Below are 25,172 nucleotides of genomic sequence, written 5' to 3' on the forward strand. Positions count from 1 at the left end.
TGCCCCAGGACACCCACGGCCTGCTCGACCTCGACGCCGTGCTCGGCCTGGCGCGCCCGGACACCCTCGTGTACTGCTGCGGCCCCGAGCCGCTGCTGCAGGCCGTGGAGGAGCGGAGGGCCCCCTGGGTGAAACCCGGGAGCCCCTGCCAATGTCGCTAGTTGCAACGGGAGACCCCGGCCACCCAGCCCCCGGTCAGGCGGGGGTGAGGCGGACCGGGAAGGACTTGATGCCGTTGACGAAGTTGCTGCGGATGCGGCGCACGTCGCCGGCGAGCTCGATGTCGGCCAGGCGCGGGAGGAGCTCCTCGAACATCAGCCGGATCTCCATGCGGGCCAGGTTGTTGCCCAGGCACAGGTGGGGACTGCCCTTGCCGAAGGTCATGTGGTCGACGTTGGTGCGGGTGACGTCAATGGCGTAGGGGTCGGCGAACACCTCCTCGTCGCGGTTGCCGGAGGCGAACCACATCACGACCTTGTCGCCCTCGCGGATCTGCTTGCCGCCCAGCTCGACGTCGCGGGTGGCGGTGCGACGGAAGTGGTAGACCGGGGAGGCCCAGCGCAGCAGCTCCTCCACGGCGGTCACGAGCAGGCCCGGGTCGGCCTGGAGCGCGCGCAGCTGGTCGGGCTGCTCGATCAGGCCGAGCATGGAGTTGCTGATGGCGTGGCGGGTGGTCTCGTTGCCGGCGATCACCAGCAGCGAGAAGTAGTTGTTGAAGTCCTGCTGGCTCAGCGGGACGCCGTCCTCGGGCATCCGGTTGGCCAGGATCGAGACGAGGTCGGTGCCGTCGCCGCCCACGCGAGCACGGCGCAGGTCGTTGCCGTAGTCCCACACCTCCTGCACGGTGGGCGAACGGAAGGGCAGGTGACGGTACTGGTCGGACTCGGCGAGGTCGGCGCGCACCTTGGCGTAGTCGGGGTCGGTGTTGGCCACCATCTCGTTGCCCCACGCGATGAGCTGCGGGGTGTCCTCCACGGGCACGTCGAGGAGCCGGGCGAGCACCTGGATCGGGAAGTCGGCGCTGATCATCTTCACGAAGTCGATCTCGCCACCGTTCTCGGCCGCGGCGGCGAAGGCGCGGTCGACGGTCTCCTTCGTGAGGCGGCGCAGGAAGCCCTCGTAGTTCTTCATCAGGTTGCGCGGGGTGAACTCGCGGTGGATGAGCCGGCGCAGCGCCTGGTGGCGTTCGCCGTCGGTCTCCAGCAGGGAGCGGCGCAGGTCGCGCAGGTCGTCGTCGACCTCCTCGAGGTTGACGAACGCCTCGGAGGTGAAGGTCTCGGAGTCGCGGTCGACGGTCCAGATGTCGTGGTACCGCGTGACCGCCCAGAAGCCGCTGTTGCCGTCCTCGGCGTTCCAGTGCACGGGGTCCTCGGCGCGCAGGGTATCGAACTGGGCGTAGCCGCGCAGGTCGGCGAAGCCGTCGATGTCGGCGAGGTCGACCTCGGACAGCGGCACGGGCTCGGGTCGGGGCATGGCGGTACTCCTGCGGTGTGGGTCGATGAGCGGGGGTCTGAGCGGGGTCTGTCGGGCGCGGCGGGCCGGCTCAGAGGTGGTAGGTGTACTCCTGGAACTCCCAGTCGGTGATCCAGGTGTGGAACCGCTCCACCTCGTCGCGCTTGTAGGCGAGGAACGCGTTCACGAAGGGGGCGCCGAGCAGGCCGGCGATCTCGGTGTCGCCCTCGAGCGCGTCGAGCGCCTCGGTGAGGCTCTGCGGCAGCTTCGGCGACACGCTGGCGTCGTAGCCGTAGCCCACCAGCGCCGCGGGCGGCTCGATGCGGTTCTTGATGCCGAGGATGGCGCCGGCGAGCATCGCGGCGATGGCGAGGTAGGAGTTGGCGCTGGCGTCGCCGAGCCTCAGCTCCAGGCGCGAGGCCGCTCCGCGCTCGGGCGGGATCCGCACCATCGCGGAGCGGTTGTCCAGGCCCCAGTCGATGAGCCAGGGGGCCAGGGTGTCGGGGCCGAAGCGCTTGTAGGAGTTCACCGTCGGGTTGGACACCGCGGCGATGGCGGGGGCGTGGGCGAGGATGCCGCCGATGGCCCAGCGGGCGAGGTCGGACAGACCGTCGGCCGAGGACGGGTCGTCGAACGCGGGGGCGCCGGCGTCGTCGAGCACCGAGAAGTGCAGGTGGTAGCCCGAGCCGCCCTCGTCGTTGAACGGCTTGGGCATGAAGGTGGCGAGCAGGCCGCGACGGCGAGCGAGCTCCTTGATGGCGGCCTTGAAGCGGTGGGCGCGGTCGCCGGCGTCGAGGGCGTCGCCGTGCCAGAGGTTGATCTCGAACTGGCCGGAGGAGAACTCGTGGTTGGCGGCCACCACCTCGATGCCGTACTGGCCGAGCTGGCGCAGGGCGTCCAGCAGCACGTTCTCGGGGTCGCCCTTGAGGCCGGAGGTGTAGACGTTGCCGGTGCCCTCGCCGTAGCGGCGCCAGCCGCTGGCCGACCCGGCGTGCTCCTCGAGCAGGTAGAACTCGATCTCCGGCCCGACGATCGGGCGCAGGCCGAGGGCCTCGAACTCCGCGCACACCCCGCGCAGCACCTGGCGCGGGCTCTCGGCGCACGGGGTGCCGTCGGGGTTGAAGACGTCGGCGATGACGTGCGCGACGCCGGGCTCCCACGGCACGGGGGCGAGCGTGGCGAGGTCGGGGAAGGCGATGACGTCGGGCAGGCCGGCGGAGATCCCGCCCTCGAAGTCGACGACGCCGCCGCGGGGGGTGGTCCCGAACACCGAGCGGCAGAAGGCGACGCCGCCGCCGACGGTGCGCCCGAAGCGGTTGACCAGCACGTCCCGGCCGCGCTCGACGCCGATGAGGTCGGCGTAGCCCAACCGGACGACGTCGATGCCGTCCTGGGTGAGCCGGTCCTGGGCGGGCTGGAGGCCGGAGGTGTCGAAGTGGGCCATCGCGCACTCCCCTTCACGAAGCGTCTCGGGATGTCGTTTGGATCCGAACAATATGCCGGGGAGCAGGTGAGCACAAGACTTCCGTGTGACCTGGGCAACGTCTATCGTATGGATCCAAACGATTTGTTCCTCCAGGAGTGACATGTCCCAGCTCAGCGGCTTCCTCTACCCCCGCACCGCCACCGGGCGGTCCTCGCTCATCCCGGACCCGCCCTGGTTCTACTCCGGCGACCTGCTCACCGTGGAGTACCGCACCGACCCCGCCAACGTCGCCGCGCTGCTGCCCGCCCCGCTCGAGCTCGCGCCCGAGGACCCCGGCGCCGTCGCCTTCATCTGGGCCGACTGGCAATCCTGCTCCACCAGCCGCGAGGAGCTGCTCGACCCGGTGCGCTCGCAGTACAAGGAGGCCTTCGTCGTCGTGCGGTGCGCCTACGAGGGCGTCACGTACTCGCGCTGCGTCTACATCTGGGTGGACAAGGACTTCGCGATCGCCCGCGGCCTGCACCAGGGCTACCCCAAGAAGCTCGGCTCGATGTGGCAGACCCGCCCCCACCCCTTCGCCCACGGCGCCCCGCAGATCGGCCCCGGCGGCATGTTCGGCGCCACCCTCGCCGTCGGCGACCGCCGGCTCGCCGAGGCGGTGCTGACCCTGCGCGAGGAGTCGCCCACCAACGGCTTCGTCAACGGGCACCCGATGGCCCACCACCGCGTGCTGCCGAACATCGGCGGCCCCGGCGACGCCTTCGCCGAGCTCATCTCCTCCGGCGCCAGCAGCTTCCAGGGCGGCCAGGCCTGGTCCGGCGACGCCGAGCTGCGGCTCTTCGACTCCCCCACCGAGGAGGTGGCGTCGCTGGAGATCGAGGAGATGATCGGCGGCTACTACCGCCAGGTCGGCGTGGAGTGGAACGGCGGCACCAGCCTCGCCGTCCTCCCCGAGGCCCGCTGACCCGTCCCTCCCGACCCGCGGGTCCCCGCCGTCTCCCGTTGCAACTAGCGACATGTGCACACCGGACCGCGGCACCCACCGCGGGCCCTGCTCATTTCGCTAGTTGCAACGCTCCCCCGGCGACCACGGAACCGGCGGGGGAGGTGGGGCCTCTACGCTGCGACCATGCCCGACCGCCACACGCTCGCCGAGACCGAGGCCGCCACGCGGGAGCGGGTGCAGCACCTGCCGCTGGACTACGCCGCCTCGCACGGCCTGCTGAGCCTGTACCGGGCGGCCAACGCGGTGCGGGCGCGGCTGACCAACCAGGTGCTCGGCCCGCACGACCTCACCTGGACCGGGTTCCTGGTGCTGTGGACGCTGTGGATCTGGAACTCCATGGAGACCCGTGACGTCGCGGAGTCGGTGGGCATCAGCAAGGGCACGCTCACCGGGGTGGCCAAGACGCTGCAGAGCCGCGGGCTGATCGAGCGCATCCCGAGCACCGTCGACCGGCGGCTGGTGAGCCTGGAGCTCAGCGCCGAGGGCGTGGCGCTGATGGAGCGGATCTACCCCGAGTTCAACGCCGCGGAGTCGCAGGTGGTCAGCCAGCTCTCCCCCGAGCAGCTGGCCACGATGACCGAGGCGCTGCGCGCGCTGGTGGTGGCCTCCGAGGAGGCCTGAGCGGCCCTACCCGCGGGCGGCGTCCACCAGCGCGCGGAACAGCGCGAGCTGGGCGGGGTCGGTGTCCCAGGTGTCCTCGGGGTGCCACTGCACGCCGAGGAACCAGCCCGGGTGGCCGGGCAGGTCCACGGCCTCGACGACGTCGTCCTCGGCGCGGGCGACGACGCGCAGGCCGGCGCCGAGGTCGGCCAGGCACTGGTGGTGGTAGCAGGACACCGCCACCCGCTCCCCCACGACCGCGGCGAGCGCGCTGCCCGCCGTCACGGTCACGTCGTGGCGCCGATGCCGGTGGTGGCGGCCGGCATCAGGGCCGTCGCCGAGCTCGGTGTCCATGTCCTGCACGACCCGGCCGCCCCGGTGGGCGTTCACCACCTGCAGGCCGCGGCAGACCGCGAGCAGCGGCAGGCCGCGCTCCAGCGCGACGGCCGCGACGGCGAGGTCGAAGGCGTCCTGCTCCTCGTCGACGTCGTACAGCGTGGGGTGGGGCTGCTGGCCGGTCCAGCGGGCGGCGAGGTCGCCGCCTCCGGGCAGCAGCACGCCGTCGGCGAGCGCCAGCCGGGCCGCGACGTCGTCGGGGTCGGCCACCCCGCCGGGGGCGTGCGGGTGGATCACCAGCGGCTCACCGCCGGCGGCGAAGACCGCCGTCACGAGGGTGCGGGAGGTGACCTCGGCGCCGTAGCGCAGGGCCGACGCGCTGGCCGAGAACCGCGCCGGGATCACGATCCGGGGCCGGTCCAGGGCCGGGCGGGCCTCACCCATAGTGGATCCAGGTGGTCTTGAGGTCGGTGTACTGCTCCAGCGCGTGGCGCGACTTGTCGCGGCCGAACCCCGAGAGCCTGACGCCGCCGAAGGGCACCGACAGGTCACCCTCCTCGTAGCAGTTCACCCACACCGTGCCCGCGCGCAGCCGGCTCGCCACGCGGTGGGCGGTGCCGAGGTCGGCGGTCCAGACCGCGGCGGCCAGTCCGTAGGGCGTGTCGCCGGCCACCCGCACGGCCTCGTCCTCGTCGGCCACCTCGAGCACCGAGAGCACGGGGGCGAACAGCTCCTCGCGCACGAGCACGTTGTCGGGCGCGAGGTCGGTGACCACCGTCGGCTCCAGGTACGGGCCGCCGCTCCCGGGCCGGGCGCGGGACCCGCCGGTGAGCACGCGCGCACCGGCGGCGACGCCGTCCTGCAGCTGCCCGAGCACCCGCTCCAGCGCCGGCTCGTCGATCAGCGGGCCCATCGTGGTGGCGGGGTCGAGCGGGTCGCCGGGCTGCCACGAGCGCGAGGTCTCCACGATCCGCGCCACCACCTGCGCGGCGACGTCGCGGTGCACCACCAGCCGCGATCCGGCGGTGCACATCTCCCCGGAGTTGAAGAAGATCGCCCAGGCGGCGGAGTCGGCGGCGGCGTCGAGGTCGGGGGCGTCGGGCAGGATCACGTGCGGGCTCTTGCCGCCGAGCTCGAGGTAGACCCGCTTGAGGTTGGACTCCGCGGAGTAGCGCAGGAAGTGCCGGCCCACCGCGGTGGAGCCGGTGAAGGTGAGGACGTCGACGTCGTCGTGCAGGCCCAGGGCGCGGCCCACCACGTGGCCGTCGCCGGAGAACACGTTGAGCACGCCGTCGGGCAGGCCGGCCTCGCGGCCGATCTCGGCCACCCGCAACATCGACAGCGGCGAGGACTCCGAGGTCTTGAGCACCACGGTGCAGCCGGCCGCGAGCGCGGGCGCGAACTTCCAGCCCGCCAGGGTGAGCGGGAAGTTCCACGGCACGACGGCAGCCACCACGCCGGCCGGCTCGCGGGTGACCAGCGAGAGGTCGCCCGCGGTGGTGGGCGTGATCTCGCCGTGCTCCTTGTCGGCCAGCTCGCCGTAGTAGCGCAGGGTGCGGACCAGCGCCCGCAGCTCGATCTCGTAGGCGGTGCGGACCGGCTTGCCCATCTCGAGGCTGATCAGCAGGGCGAGCTCGGCCCGGTGCGCCTCGACGCCGGCGGCGAAGGCCTGCAGCACCTCCCCGCGCTCGCGCGGGTGCAGCCGCGGCCACGGGCCGTGGTCGAACGCGCGCCGGGCGGCAGCCACCGCGGCGTCGGCGTCGGCCTCGGTGGCCCAGGCGAGCTCGCCCAGGGCGCTGCCGTCGCGCGGGGTGCGGATCGTGCGCACGCCGCCCGCCTCGCGGAACCCGCCGTCGACGAAGATCCCCGGCGGCAGCGTCAGCGCAGCGGCACGCGCCGCCCAGTCGACGGCGAGGACGGGGTCGGTGCTGGTGCTCATCGAGGCTCCTCGGGCGCGGCGGGTCGGGCGGGAGTCAGTGCAGCGGCGGGGCGGGCTTGCGGATGCCGCGGAACTCCCAGTCGCCACCCTGGGCCGTGGAGAGCACCTCCTCGGTCTCCGTGGGCTGGGCGCCGACGTCGGCGCGGATCGGCGTCGGGCCGCTGACGATGTGGTTGCGCAGCGTGCCGAGGCCCTCGACCTCGACCTCGACGACGTCGCCGGGGTAGACGGTGCGCGAGATGGCGGGGGTGCCCGAGAGCAGCAGGTCGCCGGGCTGGAGGGTGATGGTGCGGGCGATGTCGGCCACGAGGTAGTGCATGTCCCACTCCATCTCGTCGGTGGTGCCGTCCTGGCGCACCTCGCCGTTCACGAGCGTGCGGATGCGCTTGCCGCGGAAGTCCCAGCCCTCCACGACGCCGGGGCCCACCGGGCACAGCGTGTCGGCGCCCTTGACGCGCAGCATCGAGCCGGAGTCGGTGTCGCGGAAGTCGTGCAGGCCGTAGTCGTTGGCCACGGTGTAGCCGCGGATGTAGTCGCCGGCCTCTGCGGGGGAGATGTTGCGGGCGGTGCGACCGATGACGATCGCGATCTCGCCCTCGTAGTTGAGCCACTTGCAGCCCTCGGGGCGCACGACGGCGGCGTCGTGGCTGTTCAGCGCCGAGACGGGCTTGTGGAAGTAGGTGGGGGCCGGCGGCAGCGCCGTCATCATCTCCTCCACCCGGGAGCGGTAGTTGAGGTGGACGCACACGATCTTGCTGGGCGTCACCGGCGGCAGGTGCACGGCGTCGGCGACGGCGACCTCGCGGCCGTCGCCGGCCACCAGGGTCTCGCCGCGGCGGACGACGTCGACGGGCGTGCCGTCGAGCAGGATGCGGCGGGTCTCGCGCAGGGTCATCTCGGTTCTTCCTCGGGTGGCGGGGGCTGGCGGGGGGTGACGGGGGGTGACTGGGGGAGCCTCAGCTGGTCTGGCGCACGAACTCGGGGTCGCGCGGGGTGCGGGCGGGGGCGGGGAAGCCGTCCTCGGGCCGGTCGAACCACAGGTGCACCTGGCCGGTGCCCACGGAGTTCTCGTACTCGCCGTACTGGCGGGCGGGGGCGGTGCAGGCCGACTCCCCCAGCGCGCCGATCATCATCTGGTAGTGCATGAAGCGGGCCTCGGGCTTGAACCGCAGGAAGTCCGGCATCGTCTCGATGACGCGGGCGTGGTCGCCGGCCTTGAACCACGCGATGCGCTCGAGGTCGGCGGCCAGCGCCTCGGGGCTGAAGATGTGCTCGGGGCCGGCGGCCTCGTGGTCGCGCAGCTGCCGCAGCGGCCAGAAGGTGTGCGACATGGCACCGGAGGCCACGAGCAGCACCTTGCGGTCGCTGGCGGCGATGGCATCGCCGAGGGCGCGGCCCAGGCGGTAGGAGTCCTCGCCGTCGGCGGTCTGGCACACGCCGATGGAGATCCAGCGCTTGTCGGGCAGGCCCCGGCCGAGGAACTCCCACAGGTTGGTGGTGGCGTAGAAGATCGGCAGGTGGTGGTCGTCGATCGCGGTGATCCAGGTGGAGTGGGCCGTCGCCTGCGCGGCGATCAGGTGGGCCAGCTCGGGGTCGCCGGGGAAGTCGTAGGGACGCCGGCACATGCCGCGCGGCAGCTCCTCGGAGGTGAACAGCCCCGCGCGGCGGTCCTGGGCGGTCACGACGAACTCCACGGTGGTGGCCCAGTGCGAGTCGAGCACCACCACGGTGTCGTAGTCGAGGGTCTCGAAGACCTCGCGCCGCAGCTGGTGCAGGCCCGAGACCAGCGTGGAGTCCTCGCCGTGGTTGAGCTCGCGGCGGATGTGCTCGGGCAGCACGATGGTGGGCACGTGGGCCAGCAGACCCGCCCCGACGACCTCGCCCATGCTCACTCCTCCCAGCCGCTGGGGCTGAAGACGCTGTTCTTGATGTCGGTGTAGAAGTCGAAGGACCAGATACCGCCCTCGCGACCGATGCCGGAGCGGCCGTTGCCGCCGAACGGGGCGCGCAGGTCGCGCACGAAGAAGCAGTTCACCCACACCGTGCCGGCGTTCAGCGCGGCCGAGACCCGCTCGGCGCGCTCGCGGTCGCCGGTCACGAGGGTGGCGGCGAGGCCGAAGCGGGTGTCGTTGGCGCGCTGCACGGCCTCGTCCTCGGTGGCGAAGGTCTCGATCGTCACGACCGGGCCGAACACCTCCTCGGTGAGGATCTCCGCGCCGGGCGGGCAGTCCACGAGCACGGTCGGGCGGAAGAACAGCCCGCCGAGGTCGTCGTTGGGGCCACCGCCCACCAGCGCGCGGGCGCCGGCGTCGAGGGCGCGCGCCACGAAGCCGCTGATCTGCTCGAAGTGACGCGGCGCGATGAGCGCGGACACGTCGGTGTCCTCCTCGCGCGGGTCGCCCTGGCGCAGCGCAGCGGCGCCGGCCACCACGCGGCGGGTGAACTCCTCGGCGACGCCCTCCTGCACGAGCATCCGGGCGGCCTTGAGGCAGACCTGGCCGGCGTTGTCGAACTGCTCCACGGCGATCTCGACGGCGAGATCGAGGTCGGCGTCGTCGAACACCACCAGCGGCGACTTGCCGCCGAGCTCGAAGGAGAGCGGCACGATGTTCGGGGCGGCGGCCGCGGCCACCACCCCGGCGGTGGGCACCGAGCCGGTGAAGGCGAGCCGGTCGATGCCGGGGTGCGCGGTGAGCGGGGCCCCCGCCTCGATCCCGGTGCCCTGCACGACGTTGAACACCCCGGCCGGGATCCCCGCCTCCTGCATGATGTCGGCGAGCAGGCTGGCGGTGAGCGGCGCCCACTCGGGCGGCTTGACGACGACGGTGTTGCCGGCCGCCAGCGCGGGGCCGATGCGCCAGGTGGCGAGCATGAGCGGCGCGTTCCACGGCGTGATCACCGCGACCACGCCGGCGGGGTCGTAGGTGATGCGCTCGCGGTGGCCGCGGCCGGGCACCTCGAGGTCGGGGTGCCCGAGCTCCTGCTCGGCGAAGTCGGCGAAGGCGCGGAAGTTCATCGCGACCCGGGGCATGACGCCGCGGCGGTGGCTACGGATCAGCGAGCCGTTGTCGCGGGTCTCGACGCGGGAGAGGTCCTCCAGCCGCGCCTCGATTCCCTCGGCCACGCGGCGCAGGATCGCGCCACGGCCGGCCGGCCCCAAGGCCGCCCATGCGGGGAAGGCGGCGCGGGCCGCGCGCACCGCGGCGTCGACCTCCGCGGCGGTGCCGGCGTGCACCTGCGCGAGCTCGGCGCCGTCGATCGGCGAGAGGTCGGCGAAGGTGCGCTCCGAGGCCACCCGGGCCCCGCCGATCCAGTGGCGGGTGTCGACCTCGACGCCCTCCACGACCACCACGTGTGCCGTCACCGCAACCCCCATCGACCAGATCGTTTGGTCCCAAACGGTAGACGGGGGCCAGGAGCGGGTCAAGGCCGTCGTTCGCTTCCGAACGAATTCACCCCAGGCCCTCGACAGAATCGTTTGGACCCGAATATCTTCATGAGTCCCAGATCACACCACCGCTCGGGTCGGTGCCGTCAGGAAGGTCGCGCCGCGATGTCCGAAGCGCATGTCAGCTTCCCGCCCGCCGGGCCGGGGGAGTCCCGTCGCTCCGGCGAGGAGAAGCTCGCCCCCAACCGACTCGGCATCGCCGGGATCGTGTTCTTCGTCGTCGCCGCCGCGGCCCCGCTGGTCGGCATGACCGGCGCGGTGCCGGTGGCGATCGTGCTCGGCAACGGCGCCGCCGCCCCCGGCGCCTACCTCGCCGCCGGTCTGGTGCTGCTGGTGTTCAGCGTCGGCTACGCCGCGATGAGCCACAAGGTGGCCAACACCGGTGCCTTCTTCGCCTTCGTGGGTCGCGGCCTGGGCATCGTGCCCGGCGTCGGCACCGCGTTCGTGTCGCTGCTGGCCTACCTCGCCATCCAGCTGGCGATCTTCGGGTTCTTCGGCGCCCTGGCCGCCGGCCAGGTCGACGCCGAGCTCGGCATCGACCTGGCCTGGTGGGCGTGGGCGCTGATCGCCTGGGTGGTCGTGCTGGCCCTCTCGGTCCTGCAGGTCGACATCGGCGCCAAGGTGCTCGGGCTGCTGATGGCCACCGAGGTGGTCTCGCTGCTGATCGTCGCCGTGGTGGTGCTGATCCAGGGCGGCGGCCCCGACGGGCTCGCCCCGCTCGACACCTTCTCCCCCGACAAGATCCTGGCCGGGGGCCTGGCCGGGTCGGCCGGCATCGCGCTGGCCTTCGCGTTCGCCTCCTACATCGGCTTCGAGGCCACCGCGATCTACGCCGAGGAGACCAAGGACCCCAAGCGTGCCGTGCCGGTGGCCACCTACACCGCCGTCGGGCTGATCACCGTGCTGTTCGCCGTCACCTCCTGGGCGATGGTGAGCGGGCTGGGCACCGACTCCGTGGTGGACCGCACCGTCGCCATCAGCAGCGTCGAGGGCGTGCCGCTGGCCGACCCCGCCCAGGTGCTGTTCTCCGTGGCCAACCAGTACGTCGGCGGCTGGCTGGCCGAGCTGATGAGCTGGCTGGTGCTCTCCAGCCTCTTCGCCGGACTGCTCGCCTTCCAGAACAGCGCCGCCCGCTACTTCTTCTCCCTGGGCCGCGCGGGCGTGCTGCCGCGCACCTTCGACCGCACCAACCGCCGCGGCGCCCCCGTGGTCGGCGCGCTCGCCACCTCGGCCATCGCCGCGCTGGTGATCGTGGTCTTCGCCGCCACCGACAAGGACCCGGTGCTCAACCTCTTCTACTGGTTCAGCGGACTCGCCGTGCTCGCCATCGTGGTGGTCGAGATCCTGGTGTCGGTGGCGGTGATCGTGCACTTCCGGGCCGAGCCCGAGGGGGCGAAGGTGTGGAACACGCTCGTGGCCCCGCTGCTCTCGATCGTCGGGCTGGCCGTGGCGGCCTACCTGATCATGTCGCGCTTCGCCCTGCTGGCCGGCACCGTGGCCGAGGGCAAGGACCCCACCACTCAGGCGTTCGCGCTCGACAGCACCGGCTGGACGCTCGTGCTCGCCCCGTTCGTCGTGCTCGTGCTGGGCATGGGGATCGGCGCGGTGCGGCGTCGTCAGGAGAACGCCGAGGCCATCGCCGACCTCGTCACCTGAGGCTCCCCGCGCGCGGGGTCCGAACCGGGCCCCGAGCAGGTCGACGACGCCGTCGTCGGGCACCGTGGTGTCCGACGGCGGCGTCGTCGTCGAGGAACGGAAGGAACCCCCATGGACCTGGGACTCACCGGGCGCGTCGCGATCGTGGGCGCCTCCAGCCGCGGCCTCGGGCTGGCCTCGGCGCGGGCGCTGGCGGCCGAGGGCGCCCGGGTCGTGCTCAACGGCCGCGACGCCGACTCCCTCGCCCGCGCCGCCGACGCGCTGGGCGACGCCGCGGTGCCGGTGGTCGGCGACATCGCCGACCCGGCCGTCCCGCAGCGGCTGGTCGACGTCGCCCTGGCCACCTGGGGTCGGCTCGACGTCGTCGTCGGCAACGCCGGGGGCCCGCCCCACGCCCGCGCCCTGGAGGTGACCGACGACGCCGCCCGCGCCGCCTTCGAGGCCAACGCCCTCGCCTCGATCCGGCTCGCCCGGGCCGCGCTGCCCCACCTGCAGGCCGCCGGCTGGGGCCGGATCTGCTTCATCACCTCCATGGCGGTGCGTCAGCCGCTGCCGGGGCTGGCGCTGTCCAACCTCGCCCGGGCCGGGCTGTGGGCCTGGGCGAAGACCGCCGCGCAGGACGTCGCGGCCCACGGCGTCACGATCAACCTCGCCTGCCCCGGCCCCCACCCCACCGACCGACTCACCGAACAGCCCAGCGGGGGCCCGGTCGGCGACGTGGACGACTTCGGCCGGGTCGTGGCGTTCCTGTGCTCCGCACCGGCCGCGTTCGTCAACGGCGTCGCGCTCGGCGTCGACGGCGGCGCCGTGGCCGGCCTGCTCTGAGACCGGACCCGCGCCACAGGATCGCCGGCGCGACCACGTCACGGGCGCGACACCCGAACCGGGAGTCCGGATCCACGAACCAGCCGAGGTCCAGCCGCGATCTTGTCGGGGCCTTGTCGTTGCCCTCCTAGGCTGGAGGCATCGCGGAGCGGCACCTGGCTCCCCTCAGTCGAGCCGGCCGCGGAGGCCGCTCCGCACCCGGGTCCGATGACTCTCCCCGCGGGGCGGCCTCCACCATCTCCGGGGTCGAACCCGAGGAGGAGGGAGGCCGACGGCCCCTAGCGGATCTCCTCCAGGAAGTCGGCCACGTGGGTGCGCAGCTGGGCCGAGAGCTTGGCCAGCTCCAGCGACGCGGCGGTCATCTGGGTGGCGCCGCTGCTGGTGGCCTGGGTGTCGGCGGTGATGCCGACGACGTCGGCGTTGACGCCGGCCACGGCCGAGGCCGCCTCGGTGGTGGTGCGCGAGAGCTCACCGGCCGCCTGACGCTGCTCGGCCACCGAGGTGGCGATGGTGCCGAGGTTGGCGCCCATCCCGCTCACGGCGTCGGTGATGCTGCCCATCGCCCGGGCCACGGCCTCGGTGGCGGTGCGGATGGACCCGATCTGCTCCTCGATGCGCCCGGTGGCCTCGGCGGTCTGCGAGGCGAGGTTCTTCACCTCCGAGGCGACGACGGCGAAGCCCTTGCCCGACTCCCCCGCCCGCGCCGCCTCGATGGTGGCGTTGAGGGCGAGCAGCCGGGTCTGGCTGGCCACCTGGCCGATGACGGTGATGACCTGGCCGATCTCCTGGGAGGCCTCGGTCAGCTCGGCCACCGTGCGGCGAGTGCGCTCGGCCTCGTCCATGGCCGACTCGCCGGCCCGGTGCGACTCGCTGGTCTGCTCCTCGATGGCGCTCACCGTGGCGGCGAGCTCCTCCACGGCGGCGGCCGAGATCGTGACCGCGTCGGCGGCGGTGGCGGAGTTGCGGCTCACCTGCTCGGCGCGTCCGGCGGAGCTGTCGGCGGAGTGCGCGAGGTTGCGCGAGGTCGACTCCATCTCGGTGGCCGCGGCCGCGACCTGGTCGGCCAGCCCCAGCACGGCGTCCTGGAAGTCCGCAGCGAGCGCCCGCTGCCGCTCCCGCTGGTCGACCAGGGCGGTGTGGGTCTGCGCCATCGCCCCGATCGCGCCGTTGATCGTGACGGCGCCGGCCTGGAAGGACCCGAGCATGCCGCGCACGAGGAACCGGCGGTGGAACTCGTTCTGCGCGGCAGCGTCCAGCGACGCCGAGGACTCGCGCACGTAGGCGTCGGTGAGGTCGAGCAGACCGTTGAGGGCCGAGCGCACGGCCCGCAGCGTGGGGTCCTCCCCCAGGTGCGGCACCCGCAGCTCGAGATCGCCGCGCGCCGCGGCCTGGCACACCCGCAGCACCTCGACCCAGGCGGCCTCGTGCGCGGCCGTGTCGTCGGATGTCGCGGGGTGACCCGCGACGGCGGGGGTGGCCGTCGGGGCGTCGGCGGCACCCTCGTGGGTCAGCAGCTCGCGGTCGTCGAGGGCGGTCATGCCGCCACCCCCGTCCCGGCCGGAACCTGCTCGGCGAGCGACCACACCCACTCGTCGTAGCCCAGGGCGGCGTCGGCGAGGATCCGGTCCAGCTCGGCGCGCCCGGCGGCGACGGCCGCGCTCTTCGGGCTCACGCCGCGCTCGGCGTCGCGCAGCCGCGCGTAGACGTCCTGCACCACGCGGATCGAGGCCCGCGGCGCGGTGCGACGGTTGGAGTGGAACCCGACGATCGCGCCGCCGGCGTCGCGGGTCGGGGTGACGTGGGCGAGCACCCAGTAGTGGCCGCCGTCGGCGCTGCGGTTGACCACGTAGGCGAAGATCTCCTGCCCGGAGGCGATCCGCTCCCACAGCAGCCCGAACACGCTGGCCGGCATGTCGGGGTGACGGATGATGTTGTGCGGCCGGCCGATCAGCTCGTCCTCGGCGAAGCCGCTGATCTCGACGAACAGGTCGTTGACGTAGGTCAGACGTCCCTGACGGTCGGTCTTGGACACGATGATCTGGTCGTCACGGAAGGTCTTCTCGACGCCGGTGACCTGGTGGCCACCTGCCATCGCCGGTGTGTTCATGGGGGCTCCTCACCTCGATACCGCTCCCATCGGCGCATCGGGGTCGGATCCTGAGCAGAACGATCGAATCGCCCACCTCACCCCGACGTAGACTCTCGACGCGCCGGCGCCGACCGGCCCCGATCACCCACCCGAGGAGCCCCATGCCCGGCGCCACGCCCCCGGCCGGCCTCGAGTCCGCCATGGAGCGCCTGGGCGCGGAGGTGGCCGCCGAGCTGGACACCCTCAACGACCTGCTGCACGCCCACCTCCTCCAGGAGATCCCCGTGCTGGGCGGGGAGGAGCGCTACAGCGAGCTGCTGCGCGCCAGCATCGAGGGCGACCTCGACTCCCTGGTGCTGTTGCTGCGCGACGACCTGCCGCTCAGCGAGCTCACGCCGCCCGACGCCGCGCTCACCTACGCCCACACCTTCGCCCATCGCGGCATCGGCTCCGCCCCGCTGATCCGCGCCTACCGGCTGGGCCAGCAGCTCGTCGTGCGCTGGGGTCTGGCCCGCCTGGCCGACCAGCTCGGCGAGGCCGCCGCCTTCGAGGCCGGCGCCTGGTTCACCGACCTGGTCTTCTCCTACGTCGACCGGATCTCCGAGGGCATCGTGGACGCCTACGAGGCCGAGCGCGAGCGCTGGCTGGCCGATCGCACCACCCGCCGCGCCGACACCCTCGACGAGCTGCTCAGCGGCCGGACCGCCGACGCGCGCCGGGCCGAGGCCGCCCTGGGCTACCGGCTGCACCAGCACCACGTCGCCGTGCTGGCCTGGGTGCCGCCGCGCCACCCGAGCCCCCAGCTGCACCTCACCGAGACCCTCGACTCCCTCGCCCGGCGCCTCCACCTGCCCGGCTCGCCGCTCACCCACGTCGTGGACCGCGAGGTCTGCTGGGGCTGGCTCCCGCTCGGGTCGACCGAGTCCCCCGAGGTGCTGCCCGGCCTCCCCGGCCTGGCCGGCTGGCGCGCACCCCACGCCGACACCCGCATCGCCCTGGGCCGCAGCGCCTCCGGCCCCGAGGGCTTCCGCCGCAGCCACGAGGAGGCACGGCTCGCCCACCAGGTGGCGGTCCTGGCCGGCGAGGCGCCCGCCGTCGTCGGGTTCGACGACGCCGAGGTGCGCGCCGCCGCCCTGCTGGCCACCGACCTCGACCAGACCCGGGCGCTGGTGCACCGCGCCCTGGGCCGTCTCGCCGCCCCCGCGGACGCCGCCGCCCGGCTGCGCGAGACGCTGCGGGTCTTCCTCGCCGAACAGGGCAGCTACGTCGCCGCCGGCGAGCGGCTGCACCTGCACAAGAACACCATCAAGTACCGCGTGGACCGTGCCCTCGCCGAGCGCGGCCGCGACCTCGGCGCCGACCGGCTGGAGGTCGAGCTCGCCCTCATCGCCTGCCGGTGGCTCGGGCCGGCGGTACTGGCCGGGGACTGACCCGGGGGAGGGACCGGATCAGAAGGGCGTGACGGCGTCGATGCGCCAGACCCCGTCGACCTTCACGGCCTCGACGCGCAGCCGGGCGCCGGCACCGACTGGTCGGCCGCCGTCCTTGCTCGCCGCCTGGTCGAGGTAGACCAGCAGCTCGGCGGTGTCGGAGGTCAGGCGGACCACGCCGAGGTGCTGCACCGAGGCCGCCACGACCGCCTTGGTGGCGGGCGCGAGCTCGCGGATGCGCGCGAAGACCGCGTCGTAGCCGGCCTGGAACTCCGGGGTCGAGACCGCCGCCACCTGCGCGGGCAGCTCGTCGAGGCGGCGGTAGTCGTAGGACCACAGCGTGGCCATCGCCGCGGTGACCGCGCGGGTGAGCTCGGTGGTGGCGGGATCGCCGGGGCCGACGGCACCGGCCTGCGCCGCCGGGGCGGCGGGTTCGTCGCGCACGGCCCCCGCGCGCTGGGCGAAGAGCACCGCGAGCAGCGCGCCCACTAGGGCCACCGCGAGCAGGGCCGCGACCAGCCGCCGCGGAGCCGCAGCGGCGGGGACGTCGTCGCCGATGCGCACCTGCACGCTCGGCCCGGTGGCGTCGGACCCGTGGTCGATCTCGGTCATCTCAGGCCCCCACGTTCTGCAGCTGGCTGGCGAGCCACCCGGACCCGCCGCGCTCCATGGTGACGACCAGGCGCAGCTGCTCGGTGCGGGCCGTGCCGCTGGCCGGGGTCAGGGTGAGGTCCACCGCCACGAGCACCGTGGCGGTGCCGGCGGCGGTGTCGAGGGTCTCGACGGCGGCGTCCTGCACCTGGGAGGTGCTGTCGACGTCGCCCTCGCTGATGAGGGAGCGGATGTCGCCCTCGCCGCTCTCGACGGCGTCGCGCAGGGCGCCGGTCGTGACCGCGCGCCAACGCTCCACCGAGGCCGCGGGGTCGGCGGCGTCGAGGGTGGTGAGCGCGGTGACCGCCGCCTCGGCGTCGGCCACCACCGGCGCCGCCGCGTCCGAGCCGGGGCCGTCGGTGACGCCGACCGGGGCGGCCGCCCCCTCCGGCTCGGCCCGGGCCCAGTCGACGCCGGTCCAGCCGGCGGCACCGAGCCCGAGCACGGCCGCGAGGGCCGCCGCGACCAGTCCCGGGGTGGGCCGACTCATGGGCCGCCCTGGAGCAGCACCTGCAACGGGTCGCTCACGAACGTCGTCGGGGGCTGGCGCAGCAGTGCGGCCAGCTGCGCCAGCACCTCGGGGCTCACCGGGAGCGTGGCGACCGCGGGCGCGGCGACGTCCGCACCGCGCGTGCGACCCTCGCCCAGCGGGCGGACCGTGCCGAGACCGCCGGGCCGGGCGGCGTCGGGGACGCCGGCCCGCGGGGCGTTCTGCGAGCCGCGCACGACGATCGGGCTGCCGCGACGCTCCGCGCAGGTGGCCTGGTCGTTGACCGGCACGTCGCTGGTCGCCGAGCCGGGTCGTCGCTTCGTGCCCTCGTAGCCCTTCGTGCACGACGGCGGGTCGAAGACGTTCAGCACGAGTCCGAACTTCACCGAGCCGTCGCCGGGGATCGCGCTGTAGGCGGCCCGGGCCAGGCCGGGGTAGGTGACCAGCAGCTGGCGCAGGGCGGCGTCGCGGGGCTCGAGGAGCCGGCCGGTGGTGAGCAGGTCGGCCACGAGCCGGCTCAGGCCCGGGCCCGACTCCTGCAGCAGTGCGACCGCCTGGGTCGACAGCGCCGGCGCGGTGCGGATCAGCCGGCGCAGGTCGTCGTCGGAGGAGGCGAGCTGTCCGGCCAGCAGCCGCAGGTCGCGGCTGAAGGAGCGGATGGAGTCGGCACCGTCGTTCTGGGTGCGCAGCACCGTGGCGCCGTCCTCGATCAGGCGCAGCGTCTGGGGCAGCACGTCCTGCGCGGTGGCCACGACGTCGGCGGTGGAGTCGAGCAGTCGCTCGAGGTCGGGTCCGGTGCCGCTGAACGCGGCGTCGAGCTCGCGCAGCACGGTCGTGACCGAGCCGCGCGGGATGGAGTCGAGCAGGCCGTTGACGCTGGTGAGCAGCGCGGCCGGCGCCACCGGGGTGCGGGTGCGCTCCACGGGGATCACCGACCCCTCCGCGAGGAACGGACCCTGCGCGGTAGCGGGGGTGAGGTCGACGTAGGGCTCGCCGATCAGCGAGAGGTTGCGCACCTCCGCCTGCACCCCGTCGGCCGGGATCGGCTCGGCGTCCTTGTCGATCTCCAGGTCCACCGTGACGCCGTCGGCGGTGGGGGTCAGCGTGCCGACCCGCCCGACGGTGACGCCGCGGTAGGTGACCTCGGCGTTGGTGAAGATGCCGCCGGAGTCGGCCAGCTGCATCCGCACGGTGTAGCTCGTGGGGCCGAAGAGCCGGTCGAGGCCGGCGTACTTCCCGCCGACGTAGACGATGCCGACGCTGGCGAGGACGACGAAGGCGAGCACCTGCAGCTTGGTGCGGCGGCTGATCATCGGACACCTCCGCGGGAGCGTCGCGACGCCGGGTCGGCCGCAGCCTGACGGGCACGCTCACCGGCACCCTCACCGGCACCGGCGCGGGTGGCCTCGCGGCCGAGCAGGCCACCGGGGCCGAGGCCGTCGATGAGGCCGTCGAGCAGGTCCGCCGGTCCCTGCAGCAGCGGGAGCGGGTTGGGCAGCTCCTGCCCCCCAAGGTACAGCGGCAGGTCGGAGGCCACCAGCGTCGACAGGACGGCGTCGAGGTCCAGCTCCACGCGCGCCTCGAGGTTGAGGTAGTCGCCGGCGAAGGCGTCGTAGGAGCCGGGGGTGAAGGGGAAGGTCGCCAGGATCTGCAGCGCCTTCGGCAGGTCGTCGCCGGCCTCGGTGAGCTTGGTGAGGACCGGGCGCAGCAGCTCGAGGTCGGCCACGACGTCGTCCTTGCTCTGCTCCACCACCCGCACGGCCACCCCGGAGAGCCGGTCGAGGGAGCGCAGCATCGCGGTGAGCTGCGGCTCCTGGTCGGCGAGCACCGCCAGGCCCTCGGGGATCCGGTCCAGGGCGGTGGCCAGCTGGGCGCGGTTGTCGTCGAGGGTGCGGCTCAGGGTCGCCAGGCCGTCGAGGGCGCGCACGATGTCGTCGCGGCGCCGGTCGAGGGTGGTGGTGAACTCGGTGAGGTCGCCGAGCAGGGCCTTGACCTGGGCCTCGTTGCCGTCCAGCGCCTGGTTGAGCTCGCGGACGATGACGTTGACCTGCGGCAGGCCGCCGTTGTTCAGCAGCAGCGAGAGGGCGCCCAGGACATCCTCCACCGCCACGCTGCCGCCGGTGCGGGCGAGCGGGATGGTGGCGTCGGCCGCGAGGGGGGCGCCGGTGCTGGTGCCGGTGGCGCCGGGGGCGGGCCGGACGAGCTCGACGTACCACTCCCCCAGCAGGCTGCTGCGGCGCACGCGGGCGGTGACGTCGGCCGGGAGGTCGAGGTCGCGGCGCAGCGAGAGCGTCGCGACGGCCGTCCAGGTGTCCTGGTCGACCTCGAGGTCGGTGACCTCGCCGACGCCGACGTTGCTCATCCGCACCTGCGCCTGGGGCACCAGCCCCTCGACGTTCGCGAACTCCACCGTGATCGTGTCGGGGTCGTCGCCGACGTCGACGCCGCCGGGCAGCGGCAGCCCGTAGGCGCCGTCGTCGAGCGCGCTGCAGCCCGAGAGGCCGAACGGCACGACCAGGGCCGCCGCGGCGGCCAGACCCGCCAGCCGGACGCGTCGGGTGCTCATCGGCCGCCTCCCAGCTGCTGGCCCGCGGTCTGCAGGGCGGTGATGACGTCGGCCAGCGGCGGGATGCCGAGGCCGTCGAGCGCGCCGCCGGCGGTGCTGCACAGGGTGGCCAGCGGCTTCGGGATGTCGGTGGGGGAACCGCGCGCGATCAGCTCGCACAGCAGCGCGCCGGGGCCGAGGGTGAGCTCGTCGAGCACCAGCCGCACGTCGAGGGTGCCGCCGGCGGCGTCGTAGGCGTTGAACAGGTTGCCCAGGCCGGTGGGCGCCTCGTCGAGGATCTGGGCGAGGGCGGCACGGTTGCGCACCAGCACCGTCGTGACCCGGCTGAGGCGGTCGACGTTGGTGCGCAGCGCCGAGCGGTTCTCGCGCACGAAGCCGGCCACGTCGCCCAGGCTGGTGGAGAGCTGGTCGAGGGCCGCCCCGAGGTCCTGCCGGTCGTCGGCGAGGAAGCCGGCGACGTCGGCCAGGCGGGCGTTGAGCTCGCGCACCTGGGGGTCGTCGGCGGCCAGGGTGCTGACGAAGCCCTGCAGCCCGGTGACGGTGCCGGCGAGGTCCTCGCGCGATCCCGACAGGGTGCCGGTGGCGCCCGAGAGCGCGCGGATGGTGTCGGCCAGGGCGGCGCCGTTGCCGTCGAGGTTGGCGGCCAGCACGTCGAGGGCGCGGGTGAGGGCGCCGTCCTTGTTCGCGCCCTGCGGGCCCAGGGCGGCCGCGAGGGCGTCGGCGTTGGTGGCGAGGTCGTTGACGTCCAGCGGCACGCGGGTGCGCTCGATCGGGATGACCGCGCCGTCCTCGAGCCGCGGGCCGCCGGTGTAGGCCGGGGCCAGGGTGATGCTGCGCCCGCTGATGAGGCTGGGCGAGACCTGCAGCGCCGAGACGTCGGCGGGCAGGTCGACGTCGTCGTCGAGCTCGATCACGACCTTCACCCGACCGGGCTCGGGCACCACCGAGGCGACCGAGCCCACGGGCACGCCGAGCACCTCCACGGGGTTGCCCTCGTAGAGCCCGCTGGCGGAGGAGAAGTAGGCGGTGACGCGGCGGTCGTCGCCGGGCATCACCCATACCAGCGTGGCGACCAGGGCGGCCACGAGCGCGGCGGCGAGCAGCAGCGCGCGGCCCCGCTCGGAGGTCAGGGAGTGGAGACGGCTCACGAGGCCTCACACCCTCCGTCGTTGATCGGGCCCACCGGCGGCGGCGCGAGGCCGCAGACGTAGGCGTCGAACCAGCGGCCGGTGCCGACCGCGTTGGTGAACAGGTGGACGTAGGTGCGGATCGCCGCGATGCCGTCGTCGAGCTCGGCGCGGTTGCGGTCGAGCACGTCGGCCACGCGGGCGAGGTCGTCGAGCGCCGGTCGCAGGGTGGCGCGGTTGTCCTGCACCAGCCCGCGCAGCTGCACGCTGAGGTCCTGGGTGCCCTCCAGCAGCGAGCGGATGGCGTCGCGGCGCTTCTGCAGCTCGGCGAGCAGCGGGTTGATGTCGGTGAGCAGCCGGCTGATCTCGACGTCGCGCTCGGCGAGCGTGCCGGTCACGGTGGAGGCGCGCTGGAGCAGCTGCGAGAGCTGGGCGTTGCGGGTCGAGATCGTCTCCGAGAGCCGCGACAGGCCGTCCAGCGCCGCGCCGACCGTGCCCGGCGTGCCCTCGAAGGTGTCGGCGAGGGTGTCGAGGGAGGCGGCCAGCTGGTCGGTGTCGATCTGGCCGACCGTGGCCGAGAGCTGGTTGAGCGCCGGCACGATGTCGAAGGGCGTCTGGGTGCGCTCCAGCGGGATCACGCCGTCGGCGGCCAGCTCGGACTCCCCCTGCGGGTCGATCGCGAGGTAGCGCTGGCCCAGCAGGGTGTTGAGCTGCACCGAGGCGGTGGAGGCGTCGCCCACCCAGGCGTCGTCGATGCGGAACTCGACCTCCACCTGCGCGCCGTCGAGCTCGACCCCGGACACGCGGCCCACCACGACCCCGGCGATCTTCACCGGGTTGCCGGACCGCAGGCCGGCGGCGTTGCTGAACTCCGCGCGGTAGGTGGTGGAGCTGTTCAGGAACGGCAGCCGCGAGGTGTTGTAGGCCGCGATGACGCCGAGCACGAGGACCACGATGCCGACGATCGCGACCTTGACCGGCGACCGGCTCTCGAACGACTTCATCGGCCGCACCTCGAGGCGGTGTTGGAGTAGGGCGTGAGGGTGGCGCGCTCGCCGTTCGGCAGCGTGAACGCGCCCCCGACGTCGCAGAGGAAGAACTGGAACCACGAGCCGTAGCTGGCGGTGCGGTTGACCCGGCCGAGCAGCACCGGGATGTCCTTGAGCTGCTGGTCGAGCAGGTCCTCGTTGCGGTTGAGGTTGGTGGCCAGGCCGTCGAGGGCCACGATGTCCTCGCGCAGCGCCGGTCGGGCGTCCTGCAGCAGACCGGTGACGCTGGTGGTCAGACCGTCCAGGGCCACGACCGCCTGCCCGATGGCGCGGCGGTCGTCGGAGAGACCGGAGACGAAGCGCTGCAGCTCGACCACCAGGCCGGACAGCTGGCTGTCGCGCTCGGCGACCGTGCCGAGCACGCTGTTGAGGTCGTCGACGAGGGTGCCGATCACCGCGTCGCGGTCGGCGATCGTGGAGGTCAGCGACGCGGTGCGGGCCAGCAGCGACTCCACCGTGCCGCCCTGGCCCTGCAGGGTGGCGAGCACCTCCTCGGCGAACCGGTTGACCTGGTCGGGCTGGAGGGCGTCGAACAGCGGTCGGAAACCGCCGAAGAGGACGGTGAGGTTGAGCGCGGGGCGGGTGCGGTCGATCGGGATCTCGGCCCCGGCGGGCAGCGCCTCGCCCACCGGGCCGGCCGGGCGGGCGAGCTCGAGGTAGCGGTCGCCGATGAGGTTCTCGTACTTGATCTCCACCGACACCTCGGCCGGCACGACGACGTCCTCGTCGACGGTGAAGCTCACCCGGGCGTCGCCGCGGTTCACCACCTCGACCCCGGTGACCTTGCCGACCGTGACGCCGGCGATCTTGACGTTGTCGCCGCTGGTGACGCCGCTGGCGTCGGTGAACACGGCGCGGAAGCCGACCGCGGGGCCGGTGCGGCTGTTGACGATGACCATCGCCAGCAGGGCGGTGGCGACGGCGGTGAGCACCGAGTAGACGCCGAGCTTGAGGACGGTGGGCCACAGACTCCTCATCGCACCGTCACCTCCGTGCCGCGCAGGGCCGGGCCGAGCAGCAGCGGCGCGAACGGCGCCTCGGTGCGCGAGAGGCCCAGCAGGCCCTCGAGCAGACCGGTCTCGGCGTCCGAGCCGGCCAGGCTCCCGGGGAGGGAGGTCGGGAGCCCGGCGCGGGTCTCGGGCGGCACCGTGCCGTCGGCGAACGGTCCGCCGTTCTCGGGGTACTGCGGGGCGAGGTCCTTGATGGGGTAGCAGCGCGGGCCGCGGTCGTCGGCGTAGGCCGGCTCGTCCTGGTTCGGGCGGTAGGCGCCGCGGCTGTTGGTGACGCGTGCGGTGATGGAGAGCCGCGGGCGGTCGGTGCCCGCGGCGAAGATGTCGTCGACCTTCGGCACCAGCCCGGCCAGCTGCGAGAGCAGGCAGGGGTACTCCGGGGCGTAGCGGGCCAGCGTCGTGAGGGCGGTGCGGTTGGCGCCCGCGACCCGGATCAGGTTGTCCTCGTTGGCGCGCAGGAAGGCGTCGAGGTCGTCGCCGGCGGTGCGGACGCCCTGGAACAGTCCGGCGAGCTCCTGGCGCTGCTCGGTGACGGTGCGGGCGGTCACCGAGAAGTCCTCCAGCGCCTGCAACAGATCGGGCGCGGCGTCGGTGTAGGTGGTGCTCAGGGTGGCCAGGTCGCGCAGGTCGTCGGTGAGGGTCGGCAGCGCGGGGTTGAGCCGGGCGAGGTAGTCCTGCAGCGAGACCAGGGTGGTGCCGAGCTGCTCGCCGCGGCCCTCCAGCGCCCCGGAGAGGGCGTTGAGGGTGCTCGCGACCTGGTCGGCGGGGAGCACCTGCAGCACCTGGAACAGGTCGTCGAGCGCGCCCTCGAGGGTGGCGGCGGTGGCGCTGGTGTCGCGCTGGATCACGCTGCCCTCGGTGACCGTGGGTCCGCCGGCACCGACCGGCGTCACGAGGTCGACGTAGTCCTGGCCCACCAGCGTCTTGGGCAGGATCCGGGCCACGGTGTCGACGGGGATCAGGTCGGTGTCCTCGGGCCGCAGGGCGAGGGTGAGCACCGCGCCCCGGGCGTCGGCGCGGATCTCGTCGACGGTGCCGACGACGGCGCCGTGCAGCTTCACCTGCGCCCCCACCGACAGCTGGGTGCCGGCGTCGGGCACCAGCAGGGTCACGCGGGTGCGGGAGGTGAAGCCGCCCTGGTAATCGACGACGGCGGCCACGAGCAGGCCGACGATGACGAGCAGGAACACCAGCCCGCTGAGCGGCTGGCGGATCTCGTGGAGACGGGCGCGGGCGCTCATGCGATCGTCACCGAGGGCGCGGTGCCGAAGAGCACCAGGGTCATGAAGAAGTCGAGGATGCCGATGGCGGCCAGCGAGAGCCGCACCGCGCGGCCCACGGCCACGCCCACCCCCGCCGGCCCGCCGCTGGCGCGGTAGCCGTAGTAGCAGTGCACGAGCATGACGAAGAAGGCGAACACCAGGGTCTTGACGAAGGACAGCAGCACGTCGCCCGGGGGCAGGAACAGCTGGAAGTAGTGGTCGTAGGTGCCCGCCGAGAGCCCGTTGACGTAGACGACGTTCAGCCGCGCCGAGAGGTAGGAGGCGACCAGGCCCACGACGTAGAGCGGGATGACCGCGATCGTGCCGGCGATGATGCGGGTGGTGATGAGGAACGGCACGCTGGGCACCGCCATCACCTCGAGCGCGTCGATCTCCTCGGAGATGCGCTGGGCGCCGATCTCGGCGGTGAAGCCCGCACCGACCGTGGCGGTGAGCGCGATGCCGGCGATGAGCGGGGCGATATCGCGGGTGTTGAAGAAGGCGGTGATGAAGCCGGTCAGCGCCGAGGCGCCCAGGGTGTCGAGGCCGCGGAAGCCCTGCAGACCCACCAGCGAGCCGACGAACAGGGAGAGCGCGAACATCACGCCCGCGGTGCCGGCGATGATCGCCAGCCCGCCCGTGCCGAACGTCGTCGTGCCGAGCAGGCGCAGGATCTCCTTGGGGTAGCGGCGGATCGCGTGCGGGACGCCGCGCAGCGCCTTGGCGTAGAGCGAGAGCTGGTCGCCGAGGTCGTTGAGGGGGCCCACCACCGCTGCCGAGCGGCGGGTGAAGGAGTCGCGCAGGCTCATC

General features: G+C 73.5%; 23 protein-coding genes. 5 read left to right on the forward strand and 18 right to left on the reverse strand.

What is annotated here, in order from left to right:
* Positions 1-195: 195 nt before the first annotated feature.
* A complete protein-coding gene (locus ACERUN_RS01215; protein ID WP_370287722.1) occupies positions 196-1,473 on the reverse strand; it encodes a cytochrome P450 in 1,278 nt (425 codons plus the stop codon).
* Between the two features lie 70 nt (positions 1,474-1,543).
* Positions 1,544-2,896 (reverse strand): glutamine synthetase family protein, encoded by a 1,353-nt coding sequence (locus ACERUN_RS01220; protein ID WP_370287723.1) that lies wholly within the window; start codon positions 2,894-2,896, stop codon positions 1,544-1,546.
* 142 nt (positions 2,897-3,038) lie between these two features.
* Between ACERUN_RS01220 and ACERUN_RS01225 the strand changes: the two genes are divergently transcribed.
* Together ACERUN_RS01225 and ACERUN_RS01230 are read left to right on the forward strand one after the other, a co-directional pair.
* A complete protein-coding gene (locus tag ACERUN_RS01225) occupies positions 3,039-3,842 on the forward strand; it encodes an acetoacetate decarboxylase family protein (RefSeq protein ID WP_370287724.1) in 804 nt (267 codons plus the stop codon).
* A 165-nt stretch (positions 3,843-4,007) separates the two neighbouring features.
* A complete protein-coding gene (locus ACERUN_RS01230) occupies positions 4,008-4,505 on the forward strand; it encodes a MarR family winged helix-turn-helix transcriptional regulator (RefSeq protein WP_370287725.1) in 498 nt (165 codons plus the stop codon).
* A 6-nt stretch (positions 4,506-4,511) separates the two neighbouring features.
* On the opposite strand, the gene ACERUN_RS01235 is transcribed toward ACERUN_RS01230, so the two are convergent.
* The 5 genes from ACERUN_RS01235 to ACERUN_RS01255 all read right to left on the reverse strand — a co-directional run bounded on the left by ACERUN_RS01235 (position 4,512) and on the right by ACERUN_RS01255 (position 10,135).
* Positions 4,512-5,264 carry a gamma-glutamyl-gamma-aminobutyrate hydrolase family protein gene (locus ACERUN_RS01235; RefSeq protein ID WP_370287726.1) on the reverse strand — a complete coding sequence of 251 codons (753 nt, stop codon included), beginning with the start codon at positions 5,262-5,264 and terminating at the stop codon, positions 4,512-4,514.
* On the reverse strand, positions 5,257-6,759 hold the full coding sequence (locus ACERUN_RS01240) for an aldehyde dehydrogenase family protein (RefSeq protein WP_370287728.1): 1,503 nt from the start codon (positions 6,757-6,759) through the stop codon (positions 5,257-5,259). Before ACERUN_RS01240 ends, ACERUN_RS01235 begins: the two co-directional genes overlap by 8 nt.
* A gap of 34 nt (positions 6,760-6,793) precedes the next feature.
* Positions 6,794-7,654: a fumarylacetoacetate hydrolase family protein gene (locus ACERUN_RS01245; RefSeq protein ID WP_370287730.1), complete on the reverse strand. Its 861-nt coding sequence runs from the start codon at positions 7,652-7,654 to the stop codon at positions 6,794-6,796.
* A 61-nt stretch (positions 7,655-7,715) separates the two neighbouring features.
* Positions 7,716-8,645, reverse strand: a complete 930-nt coding sequence (locus tag ACERUN_RS01250; protein WP_370287731.1) for a catechol 1,2-dioxygenase — start codon at positions 8,643-8,645, stop codon at positions 7,716-7,718.
* Between the two features lie 2 nt (positions 8,646-8,647).
* Positions 8,648-10,135: an aldehyde dehydrogenase gene (locus ACERUN_RS01255; protein ID WP_370287732.1), complete on the reverse strand. Its 1,488-nt coding sequence runs from the start codon at positions 10,133-10,135 to the stop codon at positions 8,648-8,650.
* Positions 10,136-10,312: 177 nt separating this feature from the next.
* Between ACERUN_RS01255 and ACERUN_RS01260 the strand changes: the two genes are divergently transcribed.
* The gene (locus ACERUN_RS01260; protein WP_370287733.1) at positions 10,313-11,863 is read left to right on the forward strand and encodes an APC family permease; all 1,551 of its coding nucleotides are present in this window, start codon (positions 10,313-10,315) and stop codon (positions 11,861-11,863) included.
* A gap of 111 nt (positions 11,864-11,974) precedes the next feature.
* The gene (locus ACERUN_RS01265; RefSeq protein WP_370287734.1) at positions 11,975-12,688 is read left to right on the forward strand and encodes an SDR family oxidoreductase; all 714 of its coding nucleotides are present in this window, start codon (positions 11,975-11,977) and stop codon (positions 12,686-12,688) included.
* 278 nt (positions 12,689-12,966) lie between these two features.
* Here ACERUN_RS01265 and ACERUN_RS01270 read toward each other — a convergent pair whose 3' ends face one another.
* Together ACERUN_RS01270 and ACERUN_RS01275 are read right to left on the reverse strand one after the other, a co-directional pair.
* Complete coding sequence (locus tag ACERUN_RS01270) at positions 12,967-14,226, reverse strand: methyl-accepting chemotaxis protein (RefSeq protein WP_370287735.1); 1,260 nt, start codon at positions 14,224-14,226, stop codon at positions 12,967-12,969.
* Positions 14,223-14,795, reverse strand: coding sequence for a PAS domain-containing protein (locus ACERUN_RS01275; protein ID WP_370287736.1), 573 nt, complete (start codon positions 14,793-14,795; stop codon positions 14,223-14,225). Before ACERUN_RS01275 ends, ACERUN_RS01270 begins: the two co-directional genes overlap by 4 nt.
* 143 nt (positions 14,796-14,938) lie before the next feature.
* Between ACERUN_RS01275 and ACERUN_RS01280 the strand changes: the two genes are divergently transcribed.
* The gene (locus tag ACERUN_RS01280) at positions 14,939-16,207 is read left to right on the forward strand and encodes a PucR family transcriptional regulator (RefSeq protein ID WP_370287737.1); all 1,269 of its coding nucleotides are present in this window, start codon (positions 14,939-14,941) and stop codon (positions 16,205-16,207) included.
* A gap of 18 nt (positions 16,208-16,225) precedes the next feature.
* Here ACERUN_RS01280 and ACERUN_RS01285 read toward each other — a convergent pair whose 3' ends face one another.
* Genes ACERUN_RS01285 through ACERUN_RS01325 form a run of 9 tightly spaced genes read right to left on the reverse strand, consistent with a single transcriptional unit; the run spans position 16,226 to position 25,171 of the window.
* Positions 16,226-16,819 (reverse strand): nuclear transport factor 2 family protein, encoded by a 594-nt coding sequence (locus ACERUN_RS01285; protein WP_370287738.1) that lies wholly within the window; start codon positions 16,817-16,819, stop codon positions 16,226-16,228.
* 1 nt (position 16,820) lies between these two features.
* Positions 16,821-17,348, reverse strand: coding sequence for a hypothetical protein (locus ACERUN_RS01290; protein ID WP_370287739.1), 528 nt, complete (start codon positions 17,346-17,348; stop codon positions 16,821-16,823).
* Complete coding sequence (locus tag ACERUN_RS01295; RefSeq protein ID WP_370287740.1) at positions 17,345-18,661, reverse strand: MCE family protein; 1,317 nt, start codon at positions 18,659-18,661, stop codon at positions 17,345-17,347. The genes ACERUN_RS01290 and ACERUN_RS01295 overlap by 4 nt, the downstream gene beginning before the upstream one ends.
* Entirely contained in the window at positions 18,658-19,914 is a 1,257-nt protein-coding gene (locus tag ACERUN_RS01300) for an MCE family protein (protein WP_370287741.1), read from the reverse strand. Before ACERUN_RS01300 ends, ACERUN_RS01295 begins: the two co-directional genes overlap by 4 nt.
* Entirely contained in the window at positions 19,911-21,062 is a 1,152-nt protein-coding gene (locus tag ACERUN_RS01305) for an MCE family protein (protein WP_370287742.1), read from the reverse strand. The genes ACERUN_RS01300 and ACERUN_RS01305 overlap by 4 nt, the downstream gene beginning before the upstream one ends.
* Positions 21,059-22,045: an MCE family protein gene (locus tag ACERUN_RS01310; protein ID WP_370287744.1), complete on the reverse strand. Its 987-nt coding sequence runs from the start codon at positions 22,043-22,045 to the stop codon at positions 21,059-21,061. The genes ACERUN_RS01305 and ACERUN_RS01310 overlap by 4 nt, the downstream gene beginning before the upstream one ends.
* The gene (locus ACERUN_RS01315; RefSeq protein ID WP_370287745.1) at positions 22,042-23,067 is read right to left on the reverse strand and encodes an MCE family protein; all 1,026 of its coding nucleotides are present in this window, start codon (positions 23,065-23,067) and stop codon (positions 22,042-22,044) included. Before ACERUN_RS01315 ends, ACERUN_RS01310 begins: the two co-directional genes overlap by 4 nt.
* Positions 23,064-24,341 carry an MCE family protein gene (locus ACERUN_RS01320; protein ID WP_370287746.1) on the reverse strand — a complete coding sequence of 426 codons (1,278 nt, stop codon included), beginning with the start codon at positions 24,339-24,341 and terminating at the stop codon, positions 23,064-23,066. The genes ACERUN_RS01315 and ACERUN_RS01320 overlap by 4 nt, the downstream gene beginning before the upstream one ends.
* A complete protein-coding gene (locus ACERUN_RS01325; RefSeq protein WP_370287748.1) occupies positions 24,338-25,171 on the reverse strand; it encodes an MlaE family ABC transporter permease in 834 nt (277 codons plus the stop codon). Before ACERUN_RS01325 ends, ACERUN_RS01320 begins: the two co-directional genes overlap by 4 nt.
* Position 25,172: the final 1 nt, after the last annotated feature.

The sequence above is a fragment of the Nocardioides sp. genome (assembly GCF_964229035.1).
Taxonomy (GTDB): Bacteria; Actinomycetota; Actinomycetes; order Propionibacteriales; family Nocardioidaceae; genus Nocardioides.

What these genes read in the sequence shown, in the direction of transcription:
- ACERUN_RS01215 (WP_370287722.1), bottom strand. Translation starts at nt 1,473, where the DNA reads ATGCCCCGACCCGAGCCCGTGCCGCTGTCCGAGGTCGACCTCGCCGAC.
- ACERUN_RS01220 (WP_370287723.1), bottom strand. Translation starts at nt 2,896, where the DNA reads ATGGCCCACTTCGACACCTCCGGCCTCCAGCCCGCCCAGGACCGGCTC.
- ACERUN_RS01225 (WP_370287724.1), top strand. Translation starts at nt 3,039, where the DNA reads ATGTCCCAGCTCAGCGGCTTCCTCTACCCCCGCACCGCCACCGGGCGG.
- ACERUN_RS01230 (WP_370287725.1), top strand. Translation starts at nt 4,008, where the DNA reads ATGCCCGACCGCCACACGCTCGCCGAGACCGAGGCCGCCACGCGGGAG.
- ACERUN_RS01235 (WP_370287726.1), bottom strand. Translation starts at nt 5,264, where the DNA reads ATGGGTGAGGCCCGCCCGGCCCTGGACCGGCCCCGGATCGTGATCCCG.
- ACERUN_RS01240 (WP_370287728.1), bottom strand. Translation starts at nt 6,759, where the DNA reads ATGAGCACCAGCACCGACCCCGTCCTCGCCGTCGACTGGGCGGCGCGT.
- ACERUN_RS01245 (WP_370287730.1), bottom strand. Translation starts at nt 7,654, where the DNA reads ATGACCCTGCGCGAGACCCGCCGCATCCTGCTCGACGGCACGCCCGTC.
- ACERUN_RS01250 (WP_370287731.1), bottom strand. Translation starts at nt 8,645, where the DNA reads ATGGGCGAGGTCGTCGGGGCGGGTCTGCTGGCCCACGTGCCCACCATC.
- ACERUN_RS01255 (WP_370287732.1), bottom strand. Translation starts at nt 10,135, where the DNA reads ATGGGGGTTGCGGTGACGGCACACGTGGTGGTCGTGGAGGGCGTCGAG.
- ACERUN_RS01260 (WP_370287733.1), top strand. Translation starts at nt 10,313, where the DNA reads ATGTCCGAAGCGCATGTCAGCTTCCCGCCCGCCGGGCCGGGGGAGTCC.
- ACERUN_RS01265 (WP_370287734.1), top strand. Translation starts at nt 11,975, where the DNA reads ATGGACCTGGGACTCACCGGGCGCGTCGCGATCGTGGGCGCCTCCAGC.
- ACERUN_RS01270 (WP_370287735.1), bottom strand. Translation starts at nt 14,226, where the DNA reads ATGACCGCCCTCGACGACCGCGAGCTGCTGACCCACGAGGGTGCCGCC.
- ACERUN_RS01275 (WP_370287736.1), bottom strand. Translation starts at nt 14,795, where the DNA reads ATGAACACACCGGCGATGGCAGGTGGCCACCAGGTCACCGGCGTCGAG.
- ACERUN_RS01280 (WP_370287737.1), top strand. Translation starts at nt 14,939, where the DNA reads ATGCCCGGCGCCACGCCCCCGGCCGGCCTCGAGTCCGCCATGGAGCGC.
- ACERUN_RS01285 (WP_370287738.1), bottom strand. Translation starts at nt 16,819, where the DNA reads ATGACCGAGATCGACCACGGGTCCGACGCCACCGGGCCGAGCGTGCAG.
- ACERUN_RS01290 (WP_370287739.1), bottom strand. Translation starts at nt 17,348, where the DNA reads ATGAGTCGGCCCACCCCGGGACTGGTCGCGGCGGCCCTCGCGGCCGTG.
- ACERUN_RS01295 (WP_370287740.1), bottom strand. Translation starts at nt 18,661, where the DNA reads ATGATCAGCCGCCGCACCAAGCTGCAGGTGCTCGCCTTCGTCGTCCTC.
- ACERUN_RS01300 (WP_370287741.1), bottom strand. Translation starts at nt 19,914, where the DNA reads ATGAGCACCCGACGCGTCCGGCTGGCGGGTCTGGCCGCCGCGGCGGCC.
- ACERUN_RS01310 (WP_370287744.1), bottom strand. Translation starts at nt 22,045, where the DNA reads ATGAAGTCGTTCGAGAGCCGGTCGCCGGTCAAGGTCGCGATCGTCGGC.
- ACERUN_RS01315 (WP_370287745.1), bottom strand. Translation starts at nt 23,067, where the DNA reads ATGAGGAGTCTGTGGCCCACCGTCCTCAAGCTCGGCGTCTACTCGGTG.
- ACERUN_RS01320 (WP_370287746.1), bottom strand. Translation starts at nt 24,341, where the DNA reads ATGAGCGCCCGCGCCCGTCTCCACGAGATCCGCCAGCCGCTCAGCGGG.
- ACERUN_RS01325 (WP_370287748.1), bottom strand. Translation starts at nt 25,171, where the DNA reads ATGAGCCTGCGCGACTCCTTCACCCGCCGCTCGGCAGCGGTGGTGGGC.